The following is a 24531-nucleotide window of genomic DNA, read 5'->3' as shown; positions in this document are numbered from 1 at the left end:
TAAATTTTCTTCTTGATTTTTTTTAACCTTTTTTGGTTCTTCCTCATTCGTACTGATAGTAATCGCCTCCTTTACATTTTTCTAGATCAAGGATTGGACTAATTGATACAAACGTTCAGAAGCGTCAGTGATTCCTTGTTCTTTTGAAGCTTTTGCCATTTGACTGCGCAAAGCTTCGTCATTCATAATTTCGTCTACTTTAGCAACCAAGTTTTCTTCTGTCAATTCGCTATCTTTAATCATTGCTACGGCGCCTGCATGCACTAAACTCATCGCATTTTTCGTTTGATGGTCATTCGTCACATAAGGACTAGGAATTAAAATAGCCGGTAACCCTAGACCAGTAAATTCAGCAATTGAAGTCGCTCCTGCACGACCAATTAATAGATCACAGTTAACCATAACTTCCATCATTTGATTGATATATGGTTGAATACTGATATTAGCAAAAGCGTCTTTAGACATGCCGATTGATTCTTCAATTTCTTGATAATAACGCTCTCCAGAAGCATACAAGATTTGATACTCTTTCGTCGCAAATTCTGGAATAGCAGCAACCACCGCTTGATTAATTTTTAGCGCACCTTGACTACCACCAAAAATTAAGACAGTTTTCTTTTCAGGGTCTAAATTGTAATTTTTTAAAATAGTTGATTGGGCAACCCCGCCTACTTCTTGCGCACGTGGATTACCAACCAAAGCTGTTTTTTGTTTTGGAAAATATTGAGCAGCATCTTCAAAAGCAATCCCAATTTTATCAACATAACGCGCTAAAAATTTATTCGTCACACCCGGCACACTATTTTGTTCATGAACAATCGTTGGAATTTTCATTTTAGCAGCAGCATAAACAACTGCTCCTGAAACGTATCCACCTGTTCCAATCACTACATCTGGTTTAAATTCACGCAAAATTTTCTTTGCTTCACGAATGCTTTTCAAAAATAATTGAACCGTTTTGACATTATCAAAGGATAAACTCCGCTTGAACCCTTGAATTTCTAGTGTTTTAAACGGAATATCGGTTTGAGGTAAGATTTTATTTTCCAATCCTCTTGTTGCACCCACATATAAAAAACTTGATGTTGGGTCTTGCTCTTTTACATATTTCACAAAGGCTAAGGCTGGATAAATATGTCCTCCAGTTCCACCACCAGTGACTAATACTTTCATTGTATCTTCCTCACTCTTTATTATTTTTTCAATGCAGCAACTGCGGCCATATAACGGTCACCACGAACTTCAAAGTTCGGATATTGATCCCAGCTAGCATTAGCTGGTGATAATAAAATTGTGTCCCCTTTTTCACTTAATTCAAAGGCAATCGGTACAGCTGTTTCTACATTTTCAGTCAATTTAATTGTTGGAATGCCTGCTTTTTTTGCAGCATCTTCTAGTTTATGTTTCGTTTCGCCGAACAAAACAATCGCTTTAATACCTTCTAATGAAGGCACCAATTCATCAAAACCATTGCCACGGTCTAAACCACCAGCAAGCAAAATCAATCGCTCATGATCAAAACCACCTAATGCCATTTCTGTAGCTAAGATATTGGTTGCTTTTGAATCATTAAAGAATACAACCTCTTCAATTTTATCCACGTACTGGGTACGATGAGGAACTCCTGTAAAGACGCTTAATGCTTTGGCAATAGCTTGATTGTCAATTCCCCAAAGTTTTCCTACCGCGATAGCAGCTAAAGCATTCTCAACATTATGTTTTCCCGGAACACCTAATTGATCGACTGGTAAGATAGCTTCCTCTTTAAAATAAAGTTGTCCTTCAAATAAATAGGCACCTTCCACTTTTTCTTTAGTTGAAAAAGGAACGACGGTTGCTTTGGTCGTTTTCGCTAATGCTTGGACTTCTGTTTGATTCCAATTCAACACAAGATGATCTTCGTTGGTCATATTCTTTTGAATGTTCCATTTAGCAGCAACATATTCTTCGCGACTGCCATGATAATCTAAATGTGCTTCATACAAGTTCGTAATAACGGCTATTGTCGGGTGAAAAGTTTGCGTACCCATTAATTGAAAACTAGATAGCTCCATAACCAAACAATCATCACTCGTTACTTCTTGAGCGACAGAACTTGCAGGAAAACCAATATTTCCAGATAAGCGAGCGGTTCCCTTTGATAGACCTGTATTTAATACACGTTCAATCATAGTTGTTGTTGTTGTTTTACCATTTGTTCCAGTAATGCCAATAATTGGTGCTTCTGAAATTTGGTAAGCTAATTCCACTTCTGTTAAAATTGGAATCTTTTTTTCTAATGCTTTTTGTACTAATGGTTGTGTATAAGGAATTCCTGGATTTTTTACCATTAATGAAAAGTCTTCATCCAATAGTTCAATGGGATGACTGCCTGTCACGACTTTGACACCTAATGCCAACAAATCTTGCGCTTCAGGATTGTCTTCAAATGGTTTTCCGTCATTAACGGTAACAAGTGCGCCCAAATCATGTAACAATTTGGCCGCACTAAATCCGCTTTTTGCTAGTCCTAAAACAAGGACTTTTTTATTTTTGTATTCAGTAATAGTTTTCATCTTATTCATCTCCTACGAATGTGTCTTTCAAACGCTTATTTACTAATTATAGAAAATAAATGACTAGTGTCAAAGCTGAGCAACCTAAAGCTACTAACCAAAATACACTATCAATTTTCCATTCTGTCCAACCGCTCATTTCAAAATGATGATGAATGGGTGACATTTTAAAAATACGTTTCCCTGTTAATTTGAAAGAAGCTACTTGTAACATGACACTTGCTGTTTCAATGACATAAACAAGTCCAATTAAAAGCAGTGTCCATTCTTGATGTAATAAGATAGAGATGGCTGCTAATAGTCCACCTAACGCAAGAGAACCAACGTCTCCCATGAAAATTTTTGCTGGTTTATGATTGTATAAAAAGAAACCAATCAATCCACCAATCACACTTAAACATAAAATTAATATGTCATATTGTTGTTGGTGCCAAGCAATAATGGCATACGTTCCAAAAGAGATTGTTCCTAAACCTGAAACCAATCCGTCAATCCCATCCGTTAAGTTGACTGCATTTGAAAACCCGACTAACCAGAAAATGACAAACAAACCATATAGATAAGATAAAGGTACTGAAAGACCAAACAGATTTAATACATTGGCATTTCCTTCATATAAGAAGACCAAATAGAAAACAACTGCTCCGACGATTTGACCAATTAACTTTTGTAAGGAATTTAATCCCATATTTCGTTTTTTGAAAATCTTGATAAAATCATCTAAGAAACCTAATAATCCATAAAGTACCAAGATAAACAATAGAATGAATAGTGAAGGTGTTAATTGTTGTTGCCATAATCCCACCCAAAGTGCGGTAATAATCGAAGCAACTAAGAAAACCAAACCTCCCATTGTTGGTGTTCCTGCTTTGATGTTGTGCCATTTTGGTCCTTCATCGCGAATTTCTTGTCCATATTTTTTTGCTTGAAAGTACCCAATAAATAGCGGCATTGTCGCCACTGTAATCCCAAAACTACTTGCAAGTGGCAGAATCATTTTTGTCCATTCCATGCTTTTTCTCTCCTAAATTAATTTTCTTTCAACGTAAACGTTAAACCGGTATCTGTTAATGCTTCATATGGAGCGATACTTTGCGCAACACAATATCCTTCTCCTTCAAAAGTTACCTCAACATCTAATAATTCACCTAGTTTAATCAAGTCGGCTTTGGACCAACCAATCGTATCAGGCATATAACGTTGATCACCATTGGTTAAGAGGAACAGTTTTTCAGATGGCATCACTTTTTTACCATTTTCAATGGATTGCTTTTTAACTTCATCCCCGTTGCCGATAACGACAACAGATAAACCGCGTCTTTGTGCATACTCAGCTGCGGTGGTAGTATCTAAATTCCGATAATCTTCGACTGTAATCATTTCTGTACTTGTTTCATCGGGATCTTCTACCAAATCGACATCATATAAATCCATAGCACGTTTTAATAATGGTGTCGCAATGCTTGGAATAATGGAACCGTCTTGATGATCTGGACGTTTCATTGTCACATACATCACATATTTAGGGTCCTCAGAAGGAATCATCGCCACTGAAGAATACAAATAGTCACTTTCGCCCGATAGATAGCTACCGTCACGTGCAATTTGCGCAGTCCCTGTTTTAACAGATACATTGTACCCGGGAATATCATAACGACCATAGGCAGTCCCATAATCTGGGTCTTCTGCTGTATCACGCATGTATTCACGTACCGCTTGTGCAGCCGATGCGGAAACTGGATGACCTACAACTTCTTTTTGTGTCACCATTTCTTCTTCTGTTTTCGGATTCACAATTTTCTTAATAAATTGCGGTTTTAACATTTGACCATCGTTAGAAATCGCCGTAAAGGCTTGTAACATTTGTAATTGCGTGACGCCGATTGCTTGACCAAATGAAGACATTGCCTGACTGACAATATTATCTTCTGGTAAGTTCCCAGTATGTTCTTCAGCAATACCTGAATAAGTACTACGACCAAAACCAAACTCTTTCAAATAACGTTGCCAACGATCCGGCATTCTTTGTTCAAGTTTCACCATTCCGATATTACTTGACCAAGATAATGCTTGGCGCATGGTTAATGAGCCTTTTTCACCCAAATCCCAGTCGCGAATTGTGGTATCGCCAATACGAATGGCATCCGTACTATATGTTTCATTAGGATTAAAGACGCCTTGATCAATGGCACCTGCTACTGTTAGAATTTTAATGGTTGAGCCCGGTTCATAATTGTCTTGTGCAAAAAGATTTTGCCAGATAAAGTCATCTTCTGTAAACTCTTCTTTGGTTTCAGGATTAAACGTTGGTCGCTGTGACATAGCAACAACTTCACCCGTTTTTGCTTCCATCAATACTGCGGTAATATCTTCTGCTTGAATATTTTTGACCGCTTCGTCCATCAATGTTTCTAAATAGCTTTGAAGGCGGACATCCAAAGTCGTATAAATATCTTGCCCATCTTGTGCGGGTTCAATTTCAGCCGTTGTCCCTGGTAATGGATTTTGGAAATTATCTTTTTGGAAAGTCATTTTTCCATCTTTCCCTGCTAGCACATCATTATAAACTTCTTCTAATCCCATACGTCCTAATAAATCTTCTTTATTGGTTTCTTTATTCACTTGAATATCTGCATACCCAATAAAATGCGAAGAAAATACCCCGTTTGGATAGATGCGCGATGGATGTTCATCAAAATACAACCCTTGAATTCCCTGTTTTTTCATTCCTTCTTCAATCGCTTGTTTTTCTTGTAAAGTAATGTTTTTACCGTTGGGAATATCTACTTGGTATTTATCGTTTTCTATACCACTATTTAAAACTTTTTCAACGGTCGTTTTACGAACACGACCTTTTAATACGTTTGAAACAATTGTTGCCAGTTTGTCAAAGTTCTTTTCTTCGGCATATAACTTTTTATTGCCACTTTCATATGATTTATCCAACACCGCATACAAAGAGTAAGATGTTGCATCTTCTGCAATGGCTACGCCGTTTCGGTCATAAATTGTGCCACGTTTTGCCTTAATCACTTGACTTCCTTTATATAAGTTCTGAGTTTTTTCTTCTAAAGAAGTTCCTGCCACTTGTCCGACAATAACAATATAGCTCAATCGTGTGACAAATAAAAAGAACAATCCAATACTCGTAGTAAAGAGAATAATTCCTACTTTTTTGCGATTGTTCATTGTAGACAAATTTTTCTTTTTAAAGTACTGCTTGATTTTCTCTATAATTCGCATTTACTTCTTCACTTTCCTTAAATTATCACTATTAATGGATAATCCTTCTTCTTCAGCGATTTTTTGAATTCGTTCACTTTTAGACAATTCATTTTTTTCTTGTTCTAATTGAAGAATTTCTGCTTCGTTAGTTGTCACATCGTCTTGAAGAATGGAAACATCATGCTCGACTTGGCTAATCGTAGTACGTAAGCTAATCATTAATACTCCTAAAGCAATTAACGCAACCAACAAACTCAAGCTGATGACTTTTTCCATACTAGTGATGCGACTTAACTTGCGGGCTGGAGATAAAGGGACAACAACAACTTCAGGACGTTCCGGAGTATGCGATGGCTCATGATTTGGATGCTCTTCATAGGGCACTTCATGATGTGCATTTAATTCAGCCATAACTGCTACTCCTTTTCCTTTAGTTTTTCAGCAATTCGCAGTTTGGCACTACGTGAACGATTATTTTCTTCCAGCTCTTCTTCCGATGGTAGCAGAGGCTTACGGGTAATTACTTTTAATTCTGGTTGGAATTCTTCGGGAATGACCGGTAAACCTGGAGGTAAATCTTTCATTGTGCTGTATTCTTTGAAGATGTTTTTAACAATACGATCTTCTAAAGAGTGGAAGGTAATTACGCTGATACGCCCATTCTTATTTAATAATTCAATTGCTTGTTCCAATGAATCTTCAACGACACCCAACTCATCATTTACTGCAATACGAATCGCTTGGAAAATTCGCTTCGCAGGATGACCACCTTTACGTCTAGCTGGTGCTGGAATCGCTGACTTAATAATTTCAACTAACTCACCCGTTGTTTGAATTGGTGAAACTTCACGTGTGCGCTCAATTGCTCGTGCCACTTGTTTAGAAAACTTTTCTTCACCATAACGGAAAAATATTTTAACTAATGCATGATACTCATAATCATTTACAACTTCGTAGGCAGAAAGAGATGCTGTCTGATCCATACGCATGTCTAAAGGCGCATCCTGATGATAACTAAACCCGCGTTCTGCCTCATCTAATTGAGGGGAAGAAACACCTAGGTCATAAAGAACACCATCTACCTTGGTAATACCTAATTGATTTAATTCTTCTTTTAAATAGCGAAAATTACGTTTTATAAATGTTACTTGCCCTTTTTCTACATATGACGCTAAACGTTCATTTGCAAAATCAATGGCCTTTTGGTCTTGGTCAAATGCATATAAATGCCCTTGTTCATTTAATTGTTTTAAAATATATTCACTGTGGCCGGCTCCACCTAGGGTACAGTCTACATATATTCCATCGGGTTTTATATTCAAACCATCAACCGTTTCTTTCTTCATGACGGTATAATGTTGAAACTCTACCATTTATTTGCCTCTTTCTATAAACCGAAATCAATCATGGTTTCGGCAATCTCATCAAAGTTTTCTTCAGCTTCTATCGAAAATGCTTCCCATCGCGCTTCATCCCAAATCTCAATGCGGTTAGAAACGCCGATAATCACACAACTTTTTGCTAAGTTTGCATGTTTGCGTAGTGTCGCAGGAATATTAATTCGACCTTGCTTGTCAATTTCACATTCAGTTGCTGCGGAGTAGAAGAATCGTACAAATGTCCTTGCATCTTTTTTCGCAAGAGGCATTTCATTTAATTTCTCTTCTAGTTTCTCCCATTCAGGTAAAGGGTAGCCAAAAAGACAGCCGTCTAATCCTCGCGTCACCACAAATTTTTCACCGAGTTTATCTCGTAATTTGGATGGGACAATAAGCCGGCCTTTTGCATCGATAGAATGTTGAAATTCGCCCATAAACATCGATGATTCCCCCAGTCGCCACCTGATAAACACAGTCTACCACAATCCCCCACTTTCTACCACAATTTATGCGAAAATGCAGGGGAAGTTCTCTGATTTATCCTTACCAAAAAAGGAATTTCTAGCAACGACAAGCTTTTAAAAGATTTTAAAAAAACTTTAAGAAAACAGGTCTACACCAATGAAATAATGTTCAAAATAACTAGAATAGCATGTAACAATAATGACAGTAGATAAACCGAGCGCCAATACATTTTGAAGAAACGTCCATATTTAATCTCTGCATAAAAATACGCGTGAAAAAAAGCCAAGCCAATTCCTAAAGAAAGCAAAGAAATTAAAAAATATGGAAAAATAGTTGTACCAAATGTCGTCGCCGATAATTTATGAATGCCGTAAAGTAAAAATGGCACAGCTAAATCGGGGGCTTTCATTTGAAATCGTTTCGTTAAAGACAATAATTTTACAATCACTTGTGCCACTAACAGTACAAGCAGAGGAAAAATGTACCAAAGTAAGAGAATCGGTGAAAATGTTGTCATAAGATTAAATCCTTTCTGTTTACAGATGTTTCATTTTATTTTTAAAGTAGTTCTTGAAAACAAATTATTATACCAAAAATTAAAACGGCAAAAAAGAGAAATTTCCCGTTTTGATTTTAGGAAAACTTTTAAGTTTTATGGTTAGAAATCTTGAGTTATTCGACTATTGGTTGTACACTGTCACTATCAATAAAAAAGGATGACTCAAAATGAACGACAAAAAACCAACAAGTACTTTTGCTAAAGTAACCAAAATTGTGATTTGGTTAATGTTAATTATTACCATTGGTACAGCCATTTTAGGTGCTCTTGCAGCATTCTCATAAGCAAATACTTTCTAAATAAGAGGTCTGAGTGTAATTACCCAGACCTCTTTTTTTGTATTATCGATGTGCAACTTTCCCAGCAATTCGTAACAATTCACGTGCATGTTCTAAAGTTAATTCCGTAATTTCAGCGCCAGCTAACATCCGAGCCACTTCATCAACACGCTCTTCATTTGTCAATTGAACAACATGGGTTTGAGTGCGCCCATCTTTGACTGCTTTCGAAATAAAATATTGGTAATCTGCGACTGCAGCAACTTGTGGCAAATGAGTAATACATAATACTTGTGAATTATCAGCAATCTTCGCAATTTTTTCAGCAATCGCTTGAGCAACCCGACCACTTACGCCTGTATCGACTTCATCGAAAACAATACTGGTCATTTCTTGTGTTTTGGAAAAAATCGTCTTTAACGCTAATAAAATACGAGACAATTCTCCTCCAGAAGCCACTTTTACTAATGGTTTTAGCGGTTCTCCTGGATTAGTACTTAAATAAAACTCTACTTGATCAAAACCAGTGTCACGTAACGTTTTTCCAGTTTCAAAATGGATATCAAACTGGGTATTTTCCATATATAGTTCTGATAATTCTTGTAAAATTTCTTGTTCCAGTTGTTGCGCAATCTCTTGACGTTTGACATGTAGTACTTCTGCTAATTGCCAAACATATTGCTGTTTTTCTGCTAATTGTGCTTCTAATTCTTCTAATTGTCCTTCAGTCATGGTAGCGGCAGATAGTTCTTCTGAAATTTTATCATAATACGCTAAAATAGTTGGAATTGAATCGCCATATTTTCGCTTCAATTGACGGATGATTTCTAAACGAAGAACGACTTCTTCTAAACGTCCTTCATCTAATTCTAATCGATCCATTTGCCGAGAAATATCACTCGCCGCATCTTGTAATAAATAATAGGCATTTTGAATATTTTCGTTAATCTGTTCATAATCATTGTCTAAATGTGCAATTCCTTGCATTTCATTTAAGGCAATGCTCACACCATCCAAACTATTACCTGTTTCAGAAGAAAGTACGCCATATGCTTTAGCAAGTGCATCAACAATTTTTTGGAAGTTACTTAACTTATCACGTTCTTCAACTAAAAGTTCTTCTTCATCCGGTTGTAACTTGGCTTGTTCAATTTCTTCTTGCTGAAAACGTAACATATCCATTCGTTGCACATAAGATTGTTCATTTGATTGAATTTTACGTACTTGTTTTTCTAATTGACGAAATTCATGATAATGTGTTTGATAATTTGCTAAAGCATGTTGAAAGTCTTGCGAACCAAAACTATCCATTAATGATAAATGTTTGTCTGCTTGCAGGAGTTCTTGGTGTTCATTTTGTCCTTGAATGTCTACTAAATACATCCCGATACGACGCAAATTTGCTAAGGTCACTGTCCGACCATTCACACGACAAACACTTTTTCCTGAAATAGACATGTCGCGTTGAACGATTAATACGTCTTCTGAACAATCAATGCCTAATTCATCCATCACTTGTTGAAAACCATTTTGTTGTGGCAGTTCAAATAATCCTTCCAACAAGCATTTGTCTGCTCCTTGGCGAATGTAATCACTGGAACCACGACTGCCAGCTAATAAGCCCATCGCATCAATAATGATAGATTTCCCGGCACCTGTTTCACCTGTTAATGCCGTCATGCCTTGATGAAAACTTAAATGCAGTTTGGGAATAATCGCAAAATTTTCAATCGTTAGCTCTAGTAGCATACGATTCACTCCTAGCGGTTGTATTTTTTAAGTTCATTAAACAAAAGACTACGTCCTTCTTGTGTTCGTGCAATCATTAAAATATTATCGTCGTCGTTGAGGGTACCAAATAATTCTTCTTTAAAACGTTTATCAATTAAATTCGCAATTGCCGAAGCATTTCCTGGTAAAGTACGCAAAATAACAAACTTATCCATTTCATCCACAGAAACAAAGGCGTTTTTTAGTAATTTATCTAATTTTTCAACGACATCTTCAGTCGATTCCAATGGTAAACTGTAACGGTACCCACCTGAAGCAGCTGGAACTTTAATTAGTTTTAATTCCTTAATATCTCTGGAAATTGTCGCTTGCGTGACATAGACGTCTTTTTGCTTTAAATACGCCACAAATTCTTCTTGTTTTTGAATGTCATATTCTGTCAAAAGACGCGTAATCAAACGATGGCGCTCTTTTTTTCTCATAAAACTTTCCTCCTAGTTAAATTCTTATTTATCATAGCTCATTTTCTTCTAGAAAGAAAGAACCAGCTTGATAAAAAAAGACTCTTTAGAAAACTATTTCTTTCTAAAGAATCTTATTTTTATTTATCTAGTTGTTGATGCGCATCAGCAACAATTTGTTCAATATTCACTGTTTCTGCAATGACACCTGTCGTCAGTGATTTTTGTAAATGGACAATAAATTCGATATTCCCTTCACCACCAGTGATTGGTGAATAGCTTAAATTTTGCACATCATATTTTTCACGACTAGCAAAATGTAAAATATCTTCTAGCACTGCTTTATGCGTTGCTGGATCACGAACGATACCATTTTTGCCAACTGCTTCTCTACCAGCTTCAAATTGTGGTTTAATCAATGCCATAACATCTCCATTATCGGCTAAAATAGCATGTAATGGGGGCAACATTAAGCGCAGTGAAATAAAAGAAACGTCAATTGTCGCTACTTCCGGTGCACCATTTTTAAAATCAGTTGGTTGACAGTAACGGAAATTTGTACGCTCCATCACAGTCACACGCGGGTCTTGACGAATTTTCCAAGCTAATTGATTATAACCAACATCTAAGGCATAGCTTTGTTTCGCCCCATTTTGTAAGGCAACATCTGTAAAACCACCTGTGGACGCGCCAATGTCTAAAACAGTTTTATCTTGTACCGTAAAATCAAATAGTTTCAACGCTTTTTCTAACTTTAATCCGCCACGAGAGACATACGGCAACTTTTGCCCTTTAATTTGTAATGGCGTATCTAATGGAATTTTTTCGCCAGGTTTATCTAAACGCTCATTATTTTTTTCCATATAAACTAAACCAGCCATCACACCACGTTTGGCTTGTTCTCTGGTTTCAAAAAGTCCTTGTTGGAATGCCAACACATCGACTCGTTCTTTTTTCATGTAGTTCCTCTTTCTTTATAAATAAAATAATCCACAAACTTCTTTCAATAAACGGGCATCAAATGTTGGGAAAGAAGCCAGTTCATTCAAAATTGTTTCAGCGGCAGTCAATTCATCTAACAACGCTTGTTTTGCTCCTGCGACACCTAATAATCCAGGATACGTGCTTTTTTCGAGAAATTCATCTCGATTGGTTTCTTTGCCGAGCACTTCCGTTGTGCTTAACACATCTAATAAATCATCACGAATTTGAAAAGCTAATCCCAGATGTTTCGCTACTTGATCTAATTGCGTCAAAGTTGCTTCTGATTGATTTGCTAAGATTCCTCCAGCAACCATGGCAAAACGGATTAACGCTCCTGTTTTTCGTTGATGAATCGCCATTAAGTCTTCGATTGACACTTGCTTGCCTTCTGCTTGCATGTCAGCTGCTTGTCCAGCAACCATGCCATGTGTGCCAGAAGCCTTCGCCAACAATTGTAGCAACAACACTTTTTCAGTTGGTTCAATTTCAGCCATACTTAATAATTCAAAAGCCGTTGTTAATAAACCATCACCAGCTAAAATCGCCATCGCCTCACCGAAAATTTTATGATTGGTTGGCTTTCCTCGACGTAAATCGTCGTTATCCATTGCTGGTAAATCATCATGAATCAAAGAATACGTATGAATCATTTCTAAAGCAGCCGCCGTTTGATAGCCGCCTAAAGAAATTTCTTTTTTAAAAGAAGCAATGGTTGCTAACAATAATAAGGGACGAATCCGTTTGCCACCAGCATTTATTGAATACAACATACTTTCTTGAAGCGTTTGGTCGTTGGTCTGCTCGCGAATAAACCGAACCATTTCTGCTTCGGTTTGTTGGATTTCTTTTGCTTGAAAACGCGTCAATTCACTCATTTTTCTGCCTCTTCAAAAGGAACTTCTTCATTTGATTCTGTCATCATTTTTGTTAACGTCTGTTCTGCTTTTGCTAAGGTATCTTTACATTGTTTACTTAAAATCATTCCTTGTTGAAAAGCTGTTAACGCTTCTTCCAAAGGGACATCCCCTTGTTCTAATCGCGTAACAATTTGTTCTAATTCTTGTAATGATTCTTCAAATGTCGGATTTGACATGATCTTCCTCCTTAATTTCAAGAACTTCAACTTTTGCTTGACCGTCTTGGTAATGGACATCTAAAACATCCCCTACGGTTAATTCTTGCACTGATTTTACTACAGTTTCTTTTGTTGTATAACTATACCCGCGTCCCATAATCTTTAAAGGACTTAATAAATCCAGTGATTGAATTGTTTGTTGAAATTGTCTTTGTTTCTGTTCAAAAATTCGTTGAATTTGTTTGTCTAAACGTTCCGACAAATAATTCACTTGTTGTTGTGATTCACGCACACGGGCAGTTGGCACAACTTGTGCTAATCGATGAACCGTTTGATTCGCTGCGCGCTCTTTTTCGTAGACCAAAGTTTGCATTTGTTGGAATAGACGTTGCTGTAATTGATCTAATTTTAGCGATTGCGCTTCATACAAACGCTCAGGTTGACGGAATAGATACGAATTTTGTACGCGTTGAAAACGTTCATCTTTCCGTTGCATTTGATTAGCATACGCTTGAATCAAGCGGGCTTGACGTTCTTCAATTCGTAAAATCTCATCTGTTAATACGGGTACAGCTAACTCTGCTGCTGCTGTTGGCGTTGCTGCTCGAACATCAGCGACTAAATCGGCAATCGTCGTATCCGTTTCATGACCGACAGAAGAAATAACCGGGGTACTTGCTTCAAAAATCGCCCGCGCGACTCTTTCTTCATTAAATGACCATAAATCTTCAATTGAACCACCTCCACGACCAATAATCATGGTATCAAAGTTCCCCATCGCTTCCACTCGCGCAATATTTTTTACCACATCATCGGCGGCTTTTTCACCTTGAACAACAGTTGGAAACAAAACAATTTGCGCAATCGGATAACGGCGACGTGTGGTGGTAATAATATCACGAATGACTGCACCGCTGGGACTAGTAAGTACAGCAATTCGTTTCGGATAACGTGGCAAAACTTTTTTAGGTGCTTGAAATAAGCCTTCTTTATTTAATTTTTCTTTTAACTGCTCATACGCTTGATACAATGCCCCCACACCATCAGGTTCCATATGCTCAACATAGATTTGGTAATTTCCACTAGCTTCGTACAAAGAAATACGTCCAACAGCCATCACTTTCATCCCTTCTTCTGGTCTGAAAGTGAGTTTGTCAAACGCTCCTTTGAACATTACTGCTGAAATTTTGGCACCATCGTCTTTCAAACTGAAATACTGATGATTGGGACGCAAGCGAAAATTCGAAATTTCTCCTGTTAAAAACACACGTTCTAAGTATGGATCAACATCAAATTTTCGCTTTAAGTATTTCGTCAGCGCAGTCACAGACAAATACTTCTGTGTCATTTTATTTTTCTAACTCCTGACGTTTTGCCGCTTCAACGGTTTGCATCATTAACATCGTAATCGTCATGGGACCCACACCTTTTGGCACTGGTGTAATGTAGCTCGCAATCGGTTCGACTTCATCAAATTTCACGTCACCAATTAACTTGCCTTCTGGGCTACGATTCATCCCTACATCAATGACAACTGCTCCTTCTTTGACAAACTCTTTTGTAACAAAGTGACCACGACCAATTGCGACTACTAAAATATCTGCTTGTTTAGCAACTTCTGGTAAGTTCTTTGTACGTGAGTGTGTCATTGTCACTGTCGCATTTTTTGCTAACAACAATTGTCCCATCGGTTTACCTACGATATTACTACGTCCGATAACCACGGCATTTTTTCCTTCTAAATCAATATCATATGCTTCAAACATCTTCATAATACCATATGGTGTACAAGGAATCATTTCTGGTGCGCCAGCTAATAGACGACCCAAATTCATTGGATGAAACCCATCAACATCTTTTTTCGGATCAATTGCTAATAAAATCTTTTCTTCATCAATATGTTTTGGTAAAGGAAGTTGGACTAAGATTCCATGAAATGCTGAATCTTGGTTGTATTTTTCAATTTCAGCCAACAACTCATCTTCAGTAATCGTCTCTGGATAGCGTTCCACTTTCGAATGAATACCGATACGTGTTGCCGCTAATTCTTTATTTTTTACATACGTTTTACTTGCTGGATTATCGCCCACTAATAAAACGACTAAACCAGGTTGAAGATTTTCTTTGACTAATTGTTGGACCTCTAAACGAATTTCCTCTTGCATTTTTTCTGCTAATTCTTTTCCATTGATTAATACACCCATTTTGTTACATAGCCCCCTTGCATTTTTTATCATTTTAACACATATTGATTTCCCAAAAAATATTTTCATTACCATTTTCATCAAATTATTGATTTTCGTTCGGCTATTCATTGAAAATATTCATAAAACAACGATACACCACAATAAATCTTCGTTAATTCATTGTAGAAAAGAAGCTAGCTTATTCGCTAGCTTCTAATTTATTATTGATTGTTGACAATACACCATTGATAAATTTACGTGATTGATCGTCACTAAATGTTTTTGCTAATTCAATTGCTTCATTTAAAGCAACTTTATTGGGTACATTATCGACATACAACATTTCAAATAATGCAATACGTAAAATAATGACATCCATTTTAGACAATCGTTGTAAACTCCAACCACGACGCAAATGTTCTTGAATCATTTTATCTAGCGGCTCTTTGTTCTCACAAACACCTGTTACTAATAAGTCTAGATACGTTGGCACAAAATTTTCGTGTTCTTCATCAATCATCTCTTCATGTTCCAATTCAATGGCATGCAAGATAGCATCTTTTTTTTCTAAATCTTGGTTAAAATCTAACGGGAATAGCGCTTGAACAGCCATTTGTCTGATTTCATGTCTCGATAATTCTTTACTCATTTTCTTCCTCGTCATTTCCAAATAATTCTTCTAAATCTAATTGCTCAGGTTTTTCTGGAACTACTGCCATCACATGAATATTCACTTCTGATAATTCAACATCTGTCATGAACAAGACTTGTTCTTTCACACGTTTTTGAATTTCCATTGCAACTTTAGGTACTGAAACACCATACTTCATATAGGTATAGATATCTACTTTGATCCCAACTTCATCCATTTCTAAACGGACACCTTTTCCGTATGCTGAACGACCTAATAATTCTGTTACATTATTTGCAAAGGAACCTTGCATACGATAGACACCTTCTACTTTTGAAGCCGCAATTCCAATAATTACTTCAATCACTTCAGGAGCAATTACGATTTCTCCTAATTCTTGATTGGCATCTAATACGAAATTTTTTTCATCGACCATTCTAAATTCCTCCATCTCTGAATACGATTTAACCTTCTGTGGTATTTTTGGTAAACAGACACCACTGAAAAAAATCTTACAGTTCAAATCCAATGTTGACAGTCATCAAACAATCCCTACCACTGTTTTTTTCTAGTGGAGAATGAGCCTGAACTTCGCTTCTAGTTTATCATTTAATCACCAGATAAGCTATAAAAAGTCTTTTTATTCAGTCGAAATTACAAGATGATTAATTCTTTAGGCGAATGCGTTAAGACTTTATTTCCAGTCTCAGTAATCAATAAATCATCTTCAATACGCACGCCACCAATTCCTGGCAAATAAATACCTGGTTCATCTGTAATCACGTTTCCGGGCACAAATGCCTTATCTGCACGGAATGACACGTTTGGTCCTTCGTGAATCTCTAAACCAATCCCATGTCCAGTTGAATGACCAAATGCTTCGCCATAACCAAAAGAAGCAATATAATCACGAGCAACAGCATCCAATTCAATGCCCGTCATACCGGGTTTAGCTGCATCTAAGACTTTTAATTGGGCATCTAACACAATTTGATAAATTTCTTTTAATTTTTCACCTGGATCTCCAATGGCAAACGTACGTGTCATATCTGAAACATATCCATTATAGTAACAACCAAAATCAAGAGTAATCAAATCTCCTTGTTCGATGACTTTTTCGCTGGCCACACCATGAGGCATCGCTGAACGTACACCACTTGCAACAATCGTCTCAAATGAAACACTCGTAGCACCTAATGAACGCATAAAGAAATCTAATTGATTAGCTACTTCAATTTCTGTCATGCCAGGACGAATCATTTTTAAAATATGTGAAAAACCTTGATCTGCAATATGACATGCTTGTTGAATTGTGGCAATTTCTTCTTCATCTTTTACTTCACGCAAACTTTCAATCATTCCAGAAATTGGTACCAATGATGATTCTTCAATAATATCTTCTAACACGGTATATTCTGCAAAGCTAACGTAGGATTCTTCAAAAGCTAAGGCATGAATTTCCTCTTCTTGACAAATTCGTGCCACTTCATCAAAAATTGGTCCTGAATTTTTCACGATTTCATAGCCTTGTGCTTGTTTTGCCGCTTGTTCAGTATAACGAAAATCAGTCACAAAAAAAGCTTTATCTAACGTAATAACCGCTAAGCCTGTTGTTCCAGTAAAGTTTGTTAAGTAACGAAGATTGTAAGAACTTGTGACTAAAAAGCCATCCACGTCTTCTTTTCTCATTTGCTCACGTAGTTTTTGTACTCGCAACATGTGATTAATTCCTTCTTTCCATTTGAATTCATGTTTCATTATAACAAACTTCTTCTTAAAGCGAAAAGGGAAGACTTAAAAAAACAAAAAGGTGAACCAACGAATCCGTCAGTTCACCTTTTATTTATTTATTTTTTCCAAAGAAAAATGAGACGACAGCTGCAAAAATAACTGCCCCTAAAATAGACGGGATAATCGCCATGCCAGCTAATCTAGGACCCCAGCTGCTAAATAAACTTTCTCCAATTGAAGAACCAATAATACCTGCAATAATATTAAACAAACAGCCACGTTTTTCTCCTGTGATGGAACCTGCGATTGCGCCGATGACTGCACCGACAATCAGTACCCATAACCAATGCATAGAAAGCACCTCCCCATATATGATAACATTATTCTAACATAGACGACTTCCTCAAGAAAAATGATATCTATATATAATTAGTTATTTTTTCTTTACAATCGATAAAACACCCCGTTTAACAACATCAAAGAAGCTTAAAGAATGTACCATTCGACTAGGATCGACATATTCTCTTATCGCGCGTAATACGACTTTTGGTTGCTTCGATGCAAACGTATAGGTGCCGTTTCGTTTCGTTTGCACTGCATATCGCGGAATCCATTTCCCTTTAAATAACACAGAAGCTACAACATAGTCCACTTCTTCCCATGGAATTTGAATGAACTTTCGAGCATCTCGATCATTATAAAATTCAAAACCTTTATCTCCAATCATAATCTTTCCGTAATCGGTTAATCCTGTAAATGCCGTCGCAGGAATGACTAAATCAACTTTTGTATTTAACGATTGAACCATGTTCTCCACCTCGTATTTTTCTATTAGTATAGCGTTTTTTCTTTCGCTTTGTAAAATGAAATTATGTAAAGAAAACCAGACGAAGAAGTTTTCTTGTCTGGTTTCGTTTGAAATAATTATAGAAGTCCAATCACGTGACCTAGGATACCAACAACGAATAAACCAAGGATAATCACAATTGGTGAAACTTTTTTCTTCAATAACCACATACATAAGAATGTCAATAATAGACCTGCTAAACCAGGAATCAATTGATCTAAGTTATCTTGTAATGTTGTGACTTTAACATTTGACAATGCTTTACCTGCTGCAATATCTCCAAAGACAGATTGTAAACCCGCACCTGTCATTTGTACTTTATCCCACTCAATGTAAGCACCTGGTGAAAGTTCAACTTCAGAGACAGTTGGCACAAAACTAATATTTACCCACCGTTGTACTAAGGAAGCCAATACGAACATCCCTAAAATAGACGCACCTTTTGTCACGTCTTGCAATAATCCACCAGATAAGTCATCTGTAATTGCAGAACCTGCTTTGTAACCAAATTCTTGTGTATACCACATGAATGCCCAACGAATAATATTCCATGCTAAGAAGAAAATAATTGGACCTAAGATGTTACCACCCATTGCTAATGAGGCACCTAATGCACCTAACATTGGTCGTACAGTAAACCAGAATACCGGATCACCGATACCGGCTAAAGGTCCCATCATCCCAACTTTTACCCCTTGAACAGCCACATCATCAACGGCTGCTCCATTGGCACGTTCTTCTTCTAAGGCTAAGGTTACACCTAAAATTGGTGATGCGATATATGGATGTGTATTAAAGAATTCCAAGTGGCGTTTTAAAGCAGCTGCACGGTCTTCTTTTGTTTTATATAATTTTTTAATTGCTGGAATCATTGAAAAGGCGAATCCGCCATTTTGCATACGTTCGTAGTTCCAAGAACCTTGGATAAATGTTGAACGCCATGCAACAGCTAAACGATCTCTTTTCGTTAATTGAATTTTTTCTTCTGCCATTTTTCCTATTCCTCCTTTGAAAGATTAATAATCGTTTAGAATGTCACCTAGAGGATCACTTGCGTTTCCTCCGCCTCCACCTGTTGATGAACCACCCATTTTAGATAGGTTCAAGTAGATAAGCGCTAAAGCAACACCGATTGCACCAATTCCGATAAGTGTCAAATCAGTAATGGCAGCTACAACAAATCCAAGAATGAAGAAAGGCCAAACTTCTTTGTTTGCCATCATATTAATAACTAATGCGTAACCCACGGCTACAACCATACCACCACCGATGGCCATACCTTCTGTTAACCATGCAGGCATTGATTCTAAACCAGATTGTACAACAGACGCTGGAATAAATAGTAAAGCAGCTGCTGGAATTGCAATACGAACACCTTGCATACAAATGGCTAAGATTTGCAACACTTCAATTTTGCGATAGTTTCCTTCTTCGGCTGCGGCATCCATAATATGAACTAATGGTACGGCTAACGTACGAACAACCATTGTTAAGAATAAACCAGCTACAGCTAAAGGAATAGCGATCGCAATCGCAGATGGAATACCTGCGGCTCCTTGGCCACCTAAAACTAAAATAATTGCTGCTGCAACTGAAGCTAACGCTGCATCGGGTGCTACGGCTGCACCAATGTTTGCCCAACCAAGAGCGATCATTTGTAATGAACCACCTAGCATAATCCCTGCTTCTAAATTCCCTGTTACTAACCCAATCAATGTACATGCTACCAATGGTTGATGGAATTGAAATTCATCCAAGATTCCTTCCATACCAGCTAAAAAGGCAACAGCAACGACCAATATCACTTGGATAAAATTTAAATCTGACATGATAAACCTCCTAGTTCAATTTATTTTTTATTTCAACTCTGCTTTCGCTTTATTTAATAGTTCATCGAAATTCGCTCGAGAGTCGTTTGGTACTTTACGAACATCAAATTTCACGCCTAATCCTTTTAATTTTTCATAAGCTTGAACATCTTCTTTGCCCATAGATAATACGTTATTTACTACTACTTTTCCTGTTGAGTGTGCCATTGAACCAACGTTGACTTCTTCAATTTCTACGCCGCCTTCAACCGCACGAACAACATCATTAGGATTTTCAAATAATAATAACGCTTTTGTTGAACCAAATCGTGGATCTTTGGCAACTTCAATCATTTTGTCGATTGGTACGACATTTGCTTTTACCCCTGGAGGTGCTGCTTGCTCAATCAAACGTTTGCGCAAATCATCTTTAGCAACTGCATCACTCACGACAATAATACGTGTTGGTTGTGTTGCTTTTGTCCAAGCAGTTGCGACTTGCCCGTGTAATAAACGCGAGTCAATACGAGCTAACACATATTTAATTTTGCCATCGCCAACAACCGTACCTGGAGGAAGTGCTCCTTTTGGTGTTGCGTCATCAGCTGCTTGAGCGGGTGCAGCAACTTCTGGTTCTAGTTCTTCTGGTTTGACTTTGACACCATCTCTAGCAGTAGCTAAGATTGCTGCTGCAATATCTTGTGCCGAATTCATAGAAAAACGAGAAGCATATGCTTCAATCACCATTGGTAAATTCATTCCAGAAACAATTGCCCATTTATCTTTATGGCCTTCTAATAAATTATTGGCTTGGTTAAATGGTGTTCCTCCCCAAAGATCGACTAAGAAAAGTACTTCTTCTTGGTCATCAAATGAATTAACTGCTTCTTGCATTTTTGCTTTGATATCATCCGGACCTTCGCTTGGTTCTAGCACACAAGCAGCAACATTTTCTTGTTCCCCGAAAATCATCGCTCCTGATTGTAAAATTCCTTTAGCGAAATCTCCATGACTTGCTAGGATAATTCCTACCATCTTCTTACCTCCTATTTTCTAAATTTCTATGTTCGTGCTTACGATTTATCTAACAATTCCATTAAATTGACTTTGCGATCCGTTGGAACTTTACGAACTTCTAATTCAATGTCTTGTTCATTCAAGTAACGAAAAGCATCCGCATCTTGCTCATCAATTGAGACAAAGTTTGTAATCATTCGTTTCCCTGTTGTAAAGCGCATACCACCAATATTTAATGAGTTCAATTTCATTCCTCCGCGAATCAAACGTTCTACGTCTTGCGGATTGGTAAATAATAACATGACTTTTTGCTCTTGAAATAATTGGTTGTCGTAAACGTCTAACATACGTGAAACAGTTACAACATTTGATTTAATACCTGGCGGCGCCGCTTCTTGCAGTAAAAACTTTCTTAGTGAATCATTTGCTACTTCATCACTGACAACAATAATTCGGTTAATTCCGATTTGCTTTGCCCAAGTCGTCGCTACTTGTCCATGAATTAGTCGATCATCGATTCTTGCTAATCGAATCTCCATTGTCTCGCCTCCTCGCCTCTGGTTGTTAGTAAGTCTCCACCTCCCCATACACTTTAATAAAAGCAAGAAGCGTGCCAAAACACTAAACGATACACTGTTAACTTAATACTTTCTTTAGAAAAAAATACAATACACTAGAACGATACACTGTGTTTTGTGTATTATCCTAGTGTATTGTATTAATTTTTTTCTTTCGTTTGGCGATGAATCATCGCCAATAAATAATATTCTTCTGCTAAAGGAATCATCAAATTTAATGTACGCCCTAAGGATTGAACATGTACATGCAGTTGCTCATAGTCTTCACTTGCTTGCAACCAATGTACTTCCTCATTTGTCGTGGATAATGGTTGATTTAACAACACACGTTCTAATATTCCTGCCGCATGTAATAAGAAATTAATACGAAAACCTTTTTCCTCACTCGCAATATGCCAATTATTCATAATATCTGATGTAAATTGCCAGAGTGGTTCAATCATCTTTTTCGGGTTTAAGAAAGTATAATTGTTTTCTAAAAATTCGATACACACTTGTTTGGTCTGTTCTTGATTCATGCTGACTGTTTCAGCCAACAATTGGTTTCCTGTCAACAACCGGTCAATCAATTCATCGGTATCTTGCGTAACAAAACTTTCTAAAGAAATAAACGGCACAGGTAGCTTAGGATCAATCACGCCTGTCGTGGCAATTAAGTCGTATTTCTTTTGAATCTGTGGCACTTTTTCTTTTAAATCTACTACTGACAACGTTAAGATTTCAATATCTGCAATGCGTTTTTTAGCTAACGCACGTTGAATCGTTTCTTTAATCTGTTGTGCAGTTCCTTCTCCAGAAGCACAAATCGCTAAAATCCCTCGTGGTAAATGCGGTTGAATCCCGGCATGAGGAAACTCTTCTAGACGGCTATAACCTCGGAAGTTTTCTAATGACTCATACAATTCTTCTAAACTGGTTCCTAAAACCGAAGCTTTGCGTACAGCTTCTAACACAATCGGCGTGGTTACCATATCAATCGTTCGCACAAATACCCCTGTCTCGCGTTGGATTTCGGCATTAAAAGTGACCAGCGAGCCCATGTCGACTAATAACAACACACCACTACCTTCATTCACAGTTAATACAGCTTGTTTCATTTTTTCCAAGGCAATTTTCGGGGGCATATCCAACGACATGTCAACAGCTGCGACTTGTTCAATCCCTAATAACTGTTTCACGACGTCTACCATACTTGTCGCGGTGCTATTCCCGTGAGCAGCTACCACCACGCCAATTTTGCCTTCCGCCGAACTATTTTTTAAAGAAACCAGCAATACTGCTAGATAATACTCTTCACTTTCTGGAATTGTCACATGAAATGATTCACCTATAAACTGGCGAATTTCTTGCGCCACTTTAAATTCTTCTGGATAATCCGCAACCATTTCACGAATATTGTCATTCGTGTGTCTCGTTTCACCTAATTGAATTTTTTTCAAAAACGAACTAATGTGTAAACTCATCGCATAGACAAAATTTTGTTGAAAATCATAATTCAAACGATTACGAACCATCGTATAAATCCGATTCGTTAATTCAATAATCTTTTGATCGACAAACTCACTTAATTTATTATCTGCATGGAAAGAAAATCCGTGGTCTTTATAAAATGATTTCAAATGGACGTTAATGTCCGTTGAAATAAAATGGTTAATAGCTTCTTGATCGACACCATCCGCTTTCAACAAAGCTGCTTTATCTCCAATAATATCGTACAAATTGTAAGGTAATTCATAGGAATCAGATTGAATGTTTAAAATGTCTTCATTTGGTTGAATCACAATTTTCGGTTCCAAACTATGCGACAATTCCATTAAGATTTCACGTTTATTTGCTAACATAATCAAACCAGATCGAATTCCTTCTGGTACATCATCTAAGCTTATATCAATTTGTGACTGGTGCATATGATTTAAAAAACCACGAGCACAAACCAATTGGACGTTAGATTTTAATTGTCCAATATTTCCAAAACTAACACTACCAATAAGTGCTTTAACTACATCTTCGGTTAACGAAATCGTTCGCTGAATGCGACTCGCTTCATGGGACATCATCACTTTGACCAAATCTAATTTTTCATTGGCAGGTCGCTTTTCAAACGAAGGCATTTGAATATTAATCGGAATCCGACGCACAAATGTATCTAATAAAGCTGAATTAGGGTCTTCTGTCGTTGCGCCTACAATTCGCACATCTGCAAAATGATTTTTCCCCGTTTCACCTAAACGGCTATAAGAACCGTGATCCATAAAATAAAAAATCATTTCTTGACCTTCTGGTGGCAAGCGATGTATTTCATCTAAAAAGAGCATACTACCATCAGCTTGATCAATCACGCCTAGTTTCTCTGTATCGGCACCCGTAAACGCACCTTTAACATATCCAAATAAATGACTCATCAATAACTCGGGATTATTGGCGTAATCAGCACAATTAAAAACAATCATTTCTTTCTCTTGGGCAATCACTTGATTCGCTTTAGCAAATTGAAACATCGCATGAGCAAAAAAAGTCTTCCCTGAGCCAGTGGGTCCAGTAATTAAACAATTCAACCCACGCGGTGGATACAAAATCGCCGCTTTGGCTTGCTCCCCAGCATTTTTCATACTACCGTTCATCCCAATAATACGTGAGAAAATATCTCTTGCTGACAAAAGTTGGGATACGCGTTGTGGTTTTCTTTTTTCCCGCGGTTGCCTTGTTTCTTTATAACTTGGGACGTATTTTTCCTGTACATTGTGAATCGTAGCTGCTAGTGTATAGCCGACTGGACGCCCCTCTAATTTAAGTAAACGACCTTCACGCACCAGTTGATTCAAATCTTTACTTACATTGCTTCGTTGAATGTGAAGTGCTCCAGCAATTTCAGCAGTGGTTACTGTAACTTTTTCTACACCGGAAGATTCATTTTCTAAATCGACAATATATTGATAAATTCTTTCCATACGCTTACTCAAACATCTCACCTCTTCATCACACTTCTTCTTTTCATTATAAACGGTCTCATCATGAATTACC

The 24531-nt window shown here is 37.3% G+C and carries 26 protein-coding genes; 1 reads left to right on the top strand and 25 read right to left on the bottom strand.

Features of this window, described 5'->3' with window-relative positions; translation table 11 throughout:
• Positions 1–81: 81 nt before the first annotated feature.
• From murG to PYW32_RS03665, 8 genes are all read right to left on the bottom strand, one after another.
• Positions 82–1173, bottom strand: a complete 1092-nt coding sequence (gene murG, locus PYW32_RS03700; RefSeq protein WP_016175671.1) for an undecaprenyldiphospho-muramoylpentapeptide beta-N-acetylglucosaminyltransferase — start codon at positions 1171–1173, stop codon at positions 82–84.
• Positions 1174–1193: 20 nt separating this feature from the next.
• On the bottom strand, positions 1194–2555 hold the full coding sequence (gene murD, locus PYW32_RS03695; protein WP_016175672.1) for a UDP-N-acetylmuramoyl-L-alanine--D-glutamate ligase: 1362 nt from the start codon (positions 2553–2555) through the stop codon (positions 1194–1196).
• Between the two features lie 46 nt (positions 2556–2601).
• Positions 2602–3567: a phospho-N-acetylmuramoyl-pentapeptide-transferase gene (mraY, locus tag PYW32_RS03690; RefSeq protein WP_016175673.1), complete on the bottom strand. Its 966-nt coding sequence runs from the start codon at positions 3565–3567 to the stop codon at positions 2602–2604.
• A 17-nt stretch (positions 3568–3584) separates the two neighbouring features.
• Entirely contained in the window at positions 3585–5798 is a 2214-nt protein-coding gene (locus PYW32_RS03685; RefSeq protein WP_016175674.1) for a penicillin-binding transpeptidase domain-containing protein, read from the bottom strand.
• Complete coding sequence (gene ftsL, locus PYW32_RS03680) at positions 5799–6191, bottom strand: cell division protein FtsL (protein ID WP_016175675.1); 393 nt, start codon at positions 6189–6191, stop codon at positions 5799–5801.
• Between the two features lie 5 nt (positions 6192–6196).
• A complete protein-coding gene (rsmH, locus tag PYW32_RS03675; protein WP_016175676.1) occupies positions 6197–7153 on the bottom strand; it encodes a 16S rRNA (cytosine(1402)-N(4))-methyltransferase RsmH in 957 nt (318 codons plus the stop codon).
• 14 nt (positions 7154–7167) lie between these two features.
• Entirely contained in the window at positions 7168–7599 is a 432-nt protein-coding gene (mraZ, locus tag PYW32_RS03670; RefSeq protein ID WP_016175677.1) for a division/cell wall cluster transcriptional repressor MraZ, read from the bottom strand.
• Positions 7600–7772: 173 nt separating this feature from the next.
• Positions 7773–8141 (bottom strand): DUF3397 domain-containing protein, encoded by a 369-nt coding sequence (locus tag PYW32_RS03665; protein WP_016175678.1) that lies wholly within the window; start codon positions 8139–8141, stop codon positions 7773–7775.
• A gap of 209 nt (positions 8142–8350) precedes the next feature.
• On the opposite strand from PYW32_RS03665, the gene PYW32_RS03660 reads away from it, so the two are divergent.
• Positions 8351–8467: a DUF4044 domain-containing protein gene (locus PYW32_RS03660; RefSeq protein WP_016175679.1), complete on the top strand. Its 117-nt coding sequence runs from the start codon at positions 8351–8353 to the stop codon at positions 8465–8467.
• 57 nt (positions 8468–8524) lie between these two features.
• Here the strand turns inward: PYW32_RS03660 and recN are convergent, their stop codons facing one another.
• The 17 genes from recN to PYW32_RS03575 form a co-directional block, all read right to left on the bottom strand.
• Positions 8525–10210, bottom strand: coding sequence for a DNA repair protein RecN (gene recN / locus PYW32_RS03655; RefSeq protein WP_016175680.1), 1686 nt, complete (start codon positions 10208–10210; stop codon positions 8525–8527).
• Between the two features lie 11 nt (positions 10211–10221).
• Positions 10222–10674 (bottom strand): arginine repressor, encoded by a 453-nt coding sequence (argR, locus tag PYW32_RS03650; protein ID WP_016175681.1) that lies wholly within the window; start codon positions 10672–10674, stop codon positions 10222–10224.
• Between the two features lie 119 nt (positions 10675–10793).
• Complete coding sequence (locus PYW32_RS03645; RefSeq protein WP_016175682.1) at positions 10794–11612, bottom strand: TlyA family RNA methyltransferase; 819 nt, start codon at positions 11610–11612, stop codon at positions 10794–10796.
• A gap of 15 nt (positions 11613–11627) precedes the next feature.
• Complete coding sequence (locus PYW32_RS03640) at positions 11628–12512, bottom strand: polyprenyl synthetase family protein (RefSeq protein ID WP_016175683.1); 885 nt, start codon at positions 12510–12512, stop codon at positions 11628–11630.
• Complete coding sequence (locus tag PYW32_RS03635; RefSeq protein WP_016175684.1) at positions 12509–12730, bottom strand: exodeoxyribonuclease VII small subunit; 222 nt, start codon at positions 12728–12730, stop codon at positions 12509–12511. The genes PYW32_RS03640 and PYW32_RS03635 overlap by 4 nt, the downstream gene beginning before the upstream one ends.
• Positions 12711–14060 (bottom strand): exodeoxyribonuclease VII large subunit, encoded by a 1350-nt coding sequence (xseA, locus tag PYW32_RS03630; protein WP_016175685.1) that lies wholly within the window; start codon positions 14058–14060, stop codon positions 12711–12713. The genes PYW32_RS03635 and xseA overlap by 20 nt, the downstream gene beginning before the upstream one ends.
• Position 14061: 1 nt before the next feature.
• Positions 14062–14916 carry a bifunctional methylenetetrahydrofolate dehydrogenase/methenyltetrahydrofolate cyclohydrolase gene (locus PYW32_RS03625; RefSeq protein ID WP_016175686.1) on the bottom strand — a complete coding sequence of 285 codons (855 nt, stop codon included), beginning with the start codon at positions 14914–14916 and terminating at the stop codon, positions 14062–14064.
• Positions 14917–15097: 181 nt separating this feature from the next.
• Entirely contained in the window at positions 15098–15547 is a 450-nt protein-coding gene (gene nusB / locus PYW32_RS03620) for a transcription antitermination factor NusB (protein ID WP_016175687.1), read from the bottom strand.
• The gene (locus PYW32_RS03615; protein ID WP_016175688.1) at positions 15540–15965 is read right to left on the bottom strand and encodes an Asp23/Gls24 family envelope stress response protein; all 426 of its coding nucleotides are present in this window, start codon (positions 15963–15965) and stop codon (positions 15540–15542) included. Before PYW32_RS03615 ends, nusB begins: the two co-directional genes overlap by 8 nt.
• Positions 15966–16183: 218 nt before the next feature.
• Positions 16184–17248, bottom strand: coding sequence for a M24 family metallopeptidase (locus tag PYW32_RS03610; protein ID WP_016175689.1), 1065 nt, complete (start codon positions 17246–17248; stop codon positions 16184–16186).
• A gap of 124 nt (positions 17249–17372) precedes the next feature.
• On the bottom strand, positions 17373–17612 hold the full coding sequence (locus PYW32_RS03605) for a GlsB/YeaQ/YmgE family stress response membrane protein (protein ID WP_016175690.1): 240 nt from the start codon (positions 17610–17612) through the stop codon (positions 17373–17375).
• 81 nt (positions 17613–17693) lie between these two features.
• A complete protein-coding gene (locus tag PYW32_RS03600) occupies positions 17694–18068 on the bottom strand; it encodes a DUF956 family protein (protein WP_016175691.1) in 375 nt (124 codons plus the stop codon).
• 116 nt (positions 18069–18184) lie between these two features.
• A complete protein-coding gene (locus tag PYW32_RS03595; protein ID WP_016175692.1) occupies positions 18185–19099 on the bottom strand; it encodes a PTS system mannose/fructose/sorbose family transporter subunit IID in 915 nt (304 codons plus the stop codon).
• 24 nt (positions 19100–19123) lie between these two features.
• On the bottom strand, positions 19124–19936 hold the full coding sequence (locus tag PYW32_RS03590) for a PTS mannose/fructose/sorbose transporter subunit IIC (RefSeq protein ID WP_016175693.1): 813 nt from the start codon (positions 19934–19936) through the stop codon (positions 19124–19126).
• A 27-nt stretch (positions 19937–19963) separates the two neighbouring features.
• Complete coding sequence (locus tag PYW32_RS03585) at positions 19964–20950, bottom strand: mannose/fructose/sorbose PTS transporter subunit IIA (RefSeq protein WP_016175694.1); 987 nt, start codon at positions 20948–20950, stop codon at positions 19964–19966.
• A 38-nt stretch (positions 20951–20988) separates the two neighbouring features.
• The gene (locus PYW32_RS03580) at positions 20989–21471 is read right to left on the bottom strand and encodes a mannose/fructose/sorbose PTS transporter subunit IIB (RefSeq protein WP_016175695.1); all 483 of its coding nucleotides are present in this window, start codon (positions 21469–21471) and stop codon (positions 20989–20991) included.
• A 179-nt stretch (positions 21472–21650) separates the two neighbouring features.
• Positions 21651–24470 carry a sigma-54-dependent transcriptional regulator gene (locus PYW32_RS03575; protein WP_455330058.1) on the bottom strand — a complete coding sequence of 940 codons (2820 nt, stop codon included), beginning with the start codon at positions 24468–24470 and terminating at the stop codon, positions 21651–21653.
• Positions 24471–24531: the final 61 nt, after the last annotated feature.

Source organism: Enterococcus saccharolyticus subsp. saccharolyticus (assembly GCF_029023825.1).
In the GTDB taxonomy this organism is placed as follows: domain Bacteria; phylum Bacillota; class Bacilli; order Lactobacillales; family Enterococcaceae; genus Enterococcus_F; species Enterococcus_F saccharolyticus.
The sequence above is the reverse complement of the archived record's forward strand: the minus strand, read 5'-3'. Positions and strand labels throughout refer to the sequence as shown.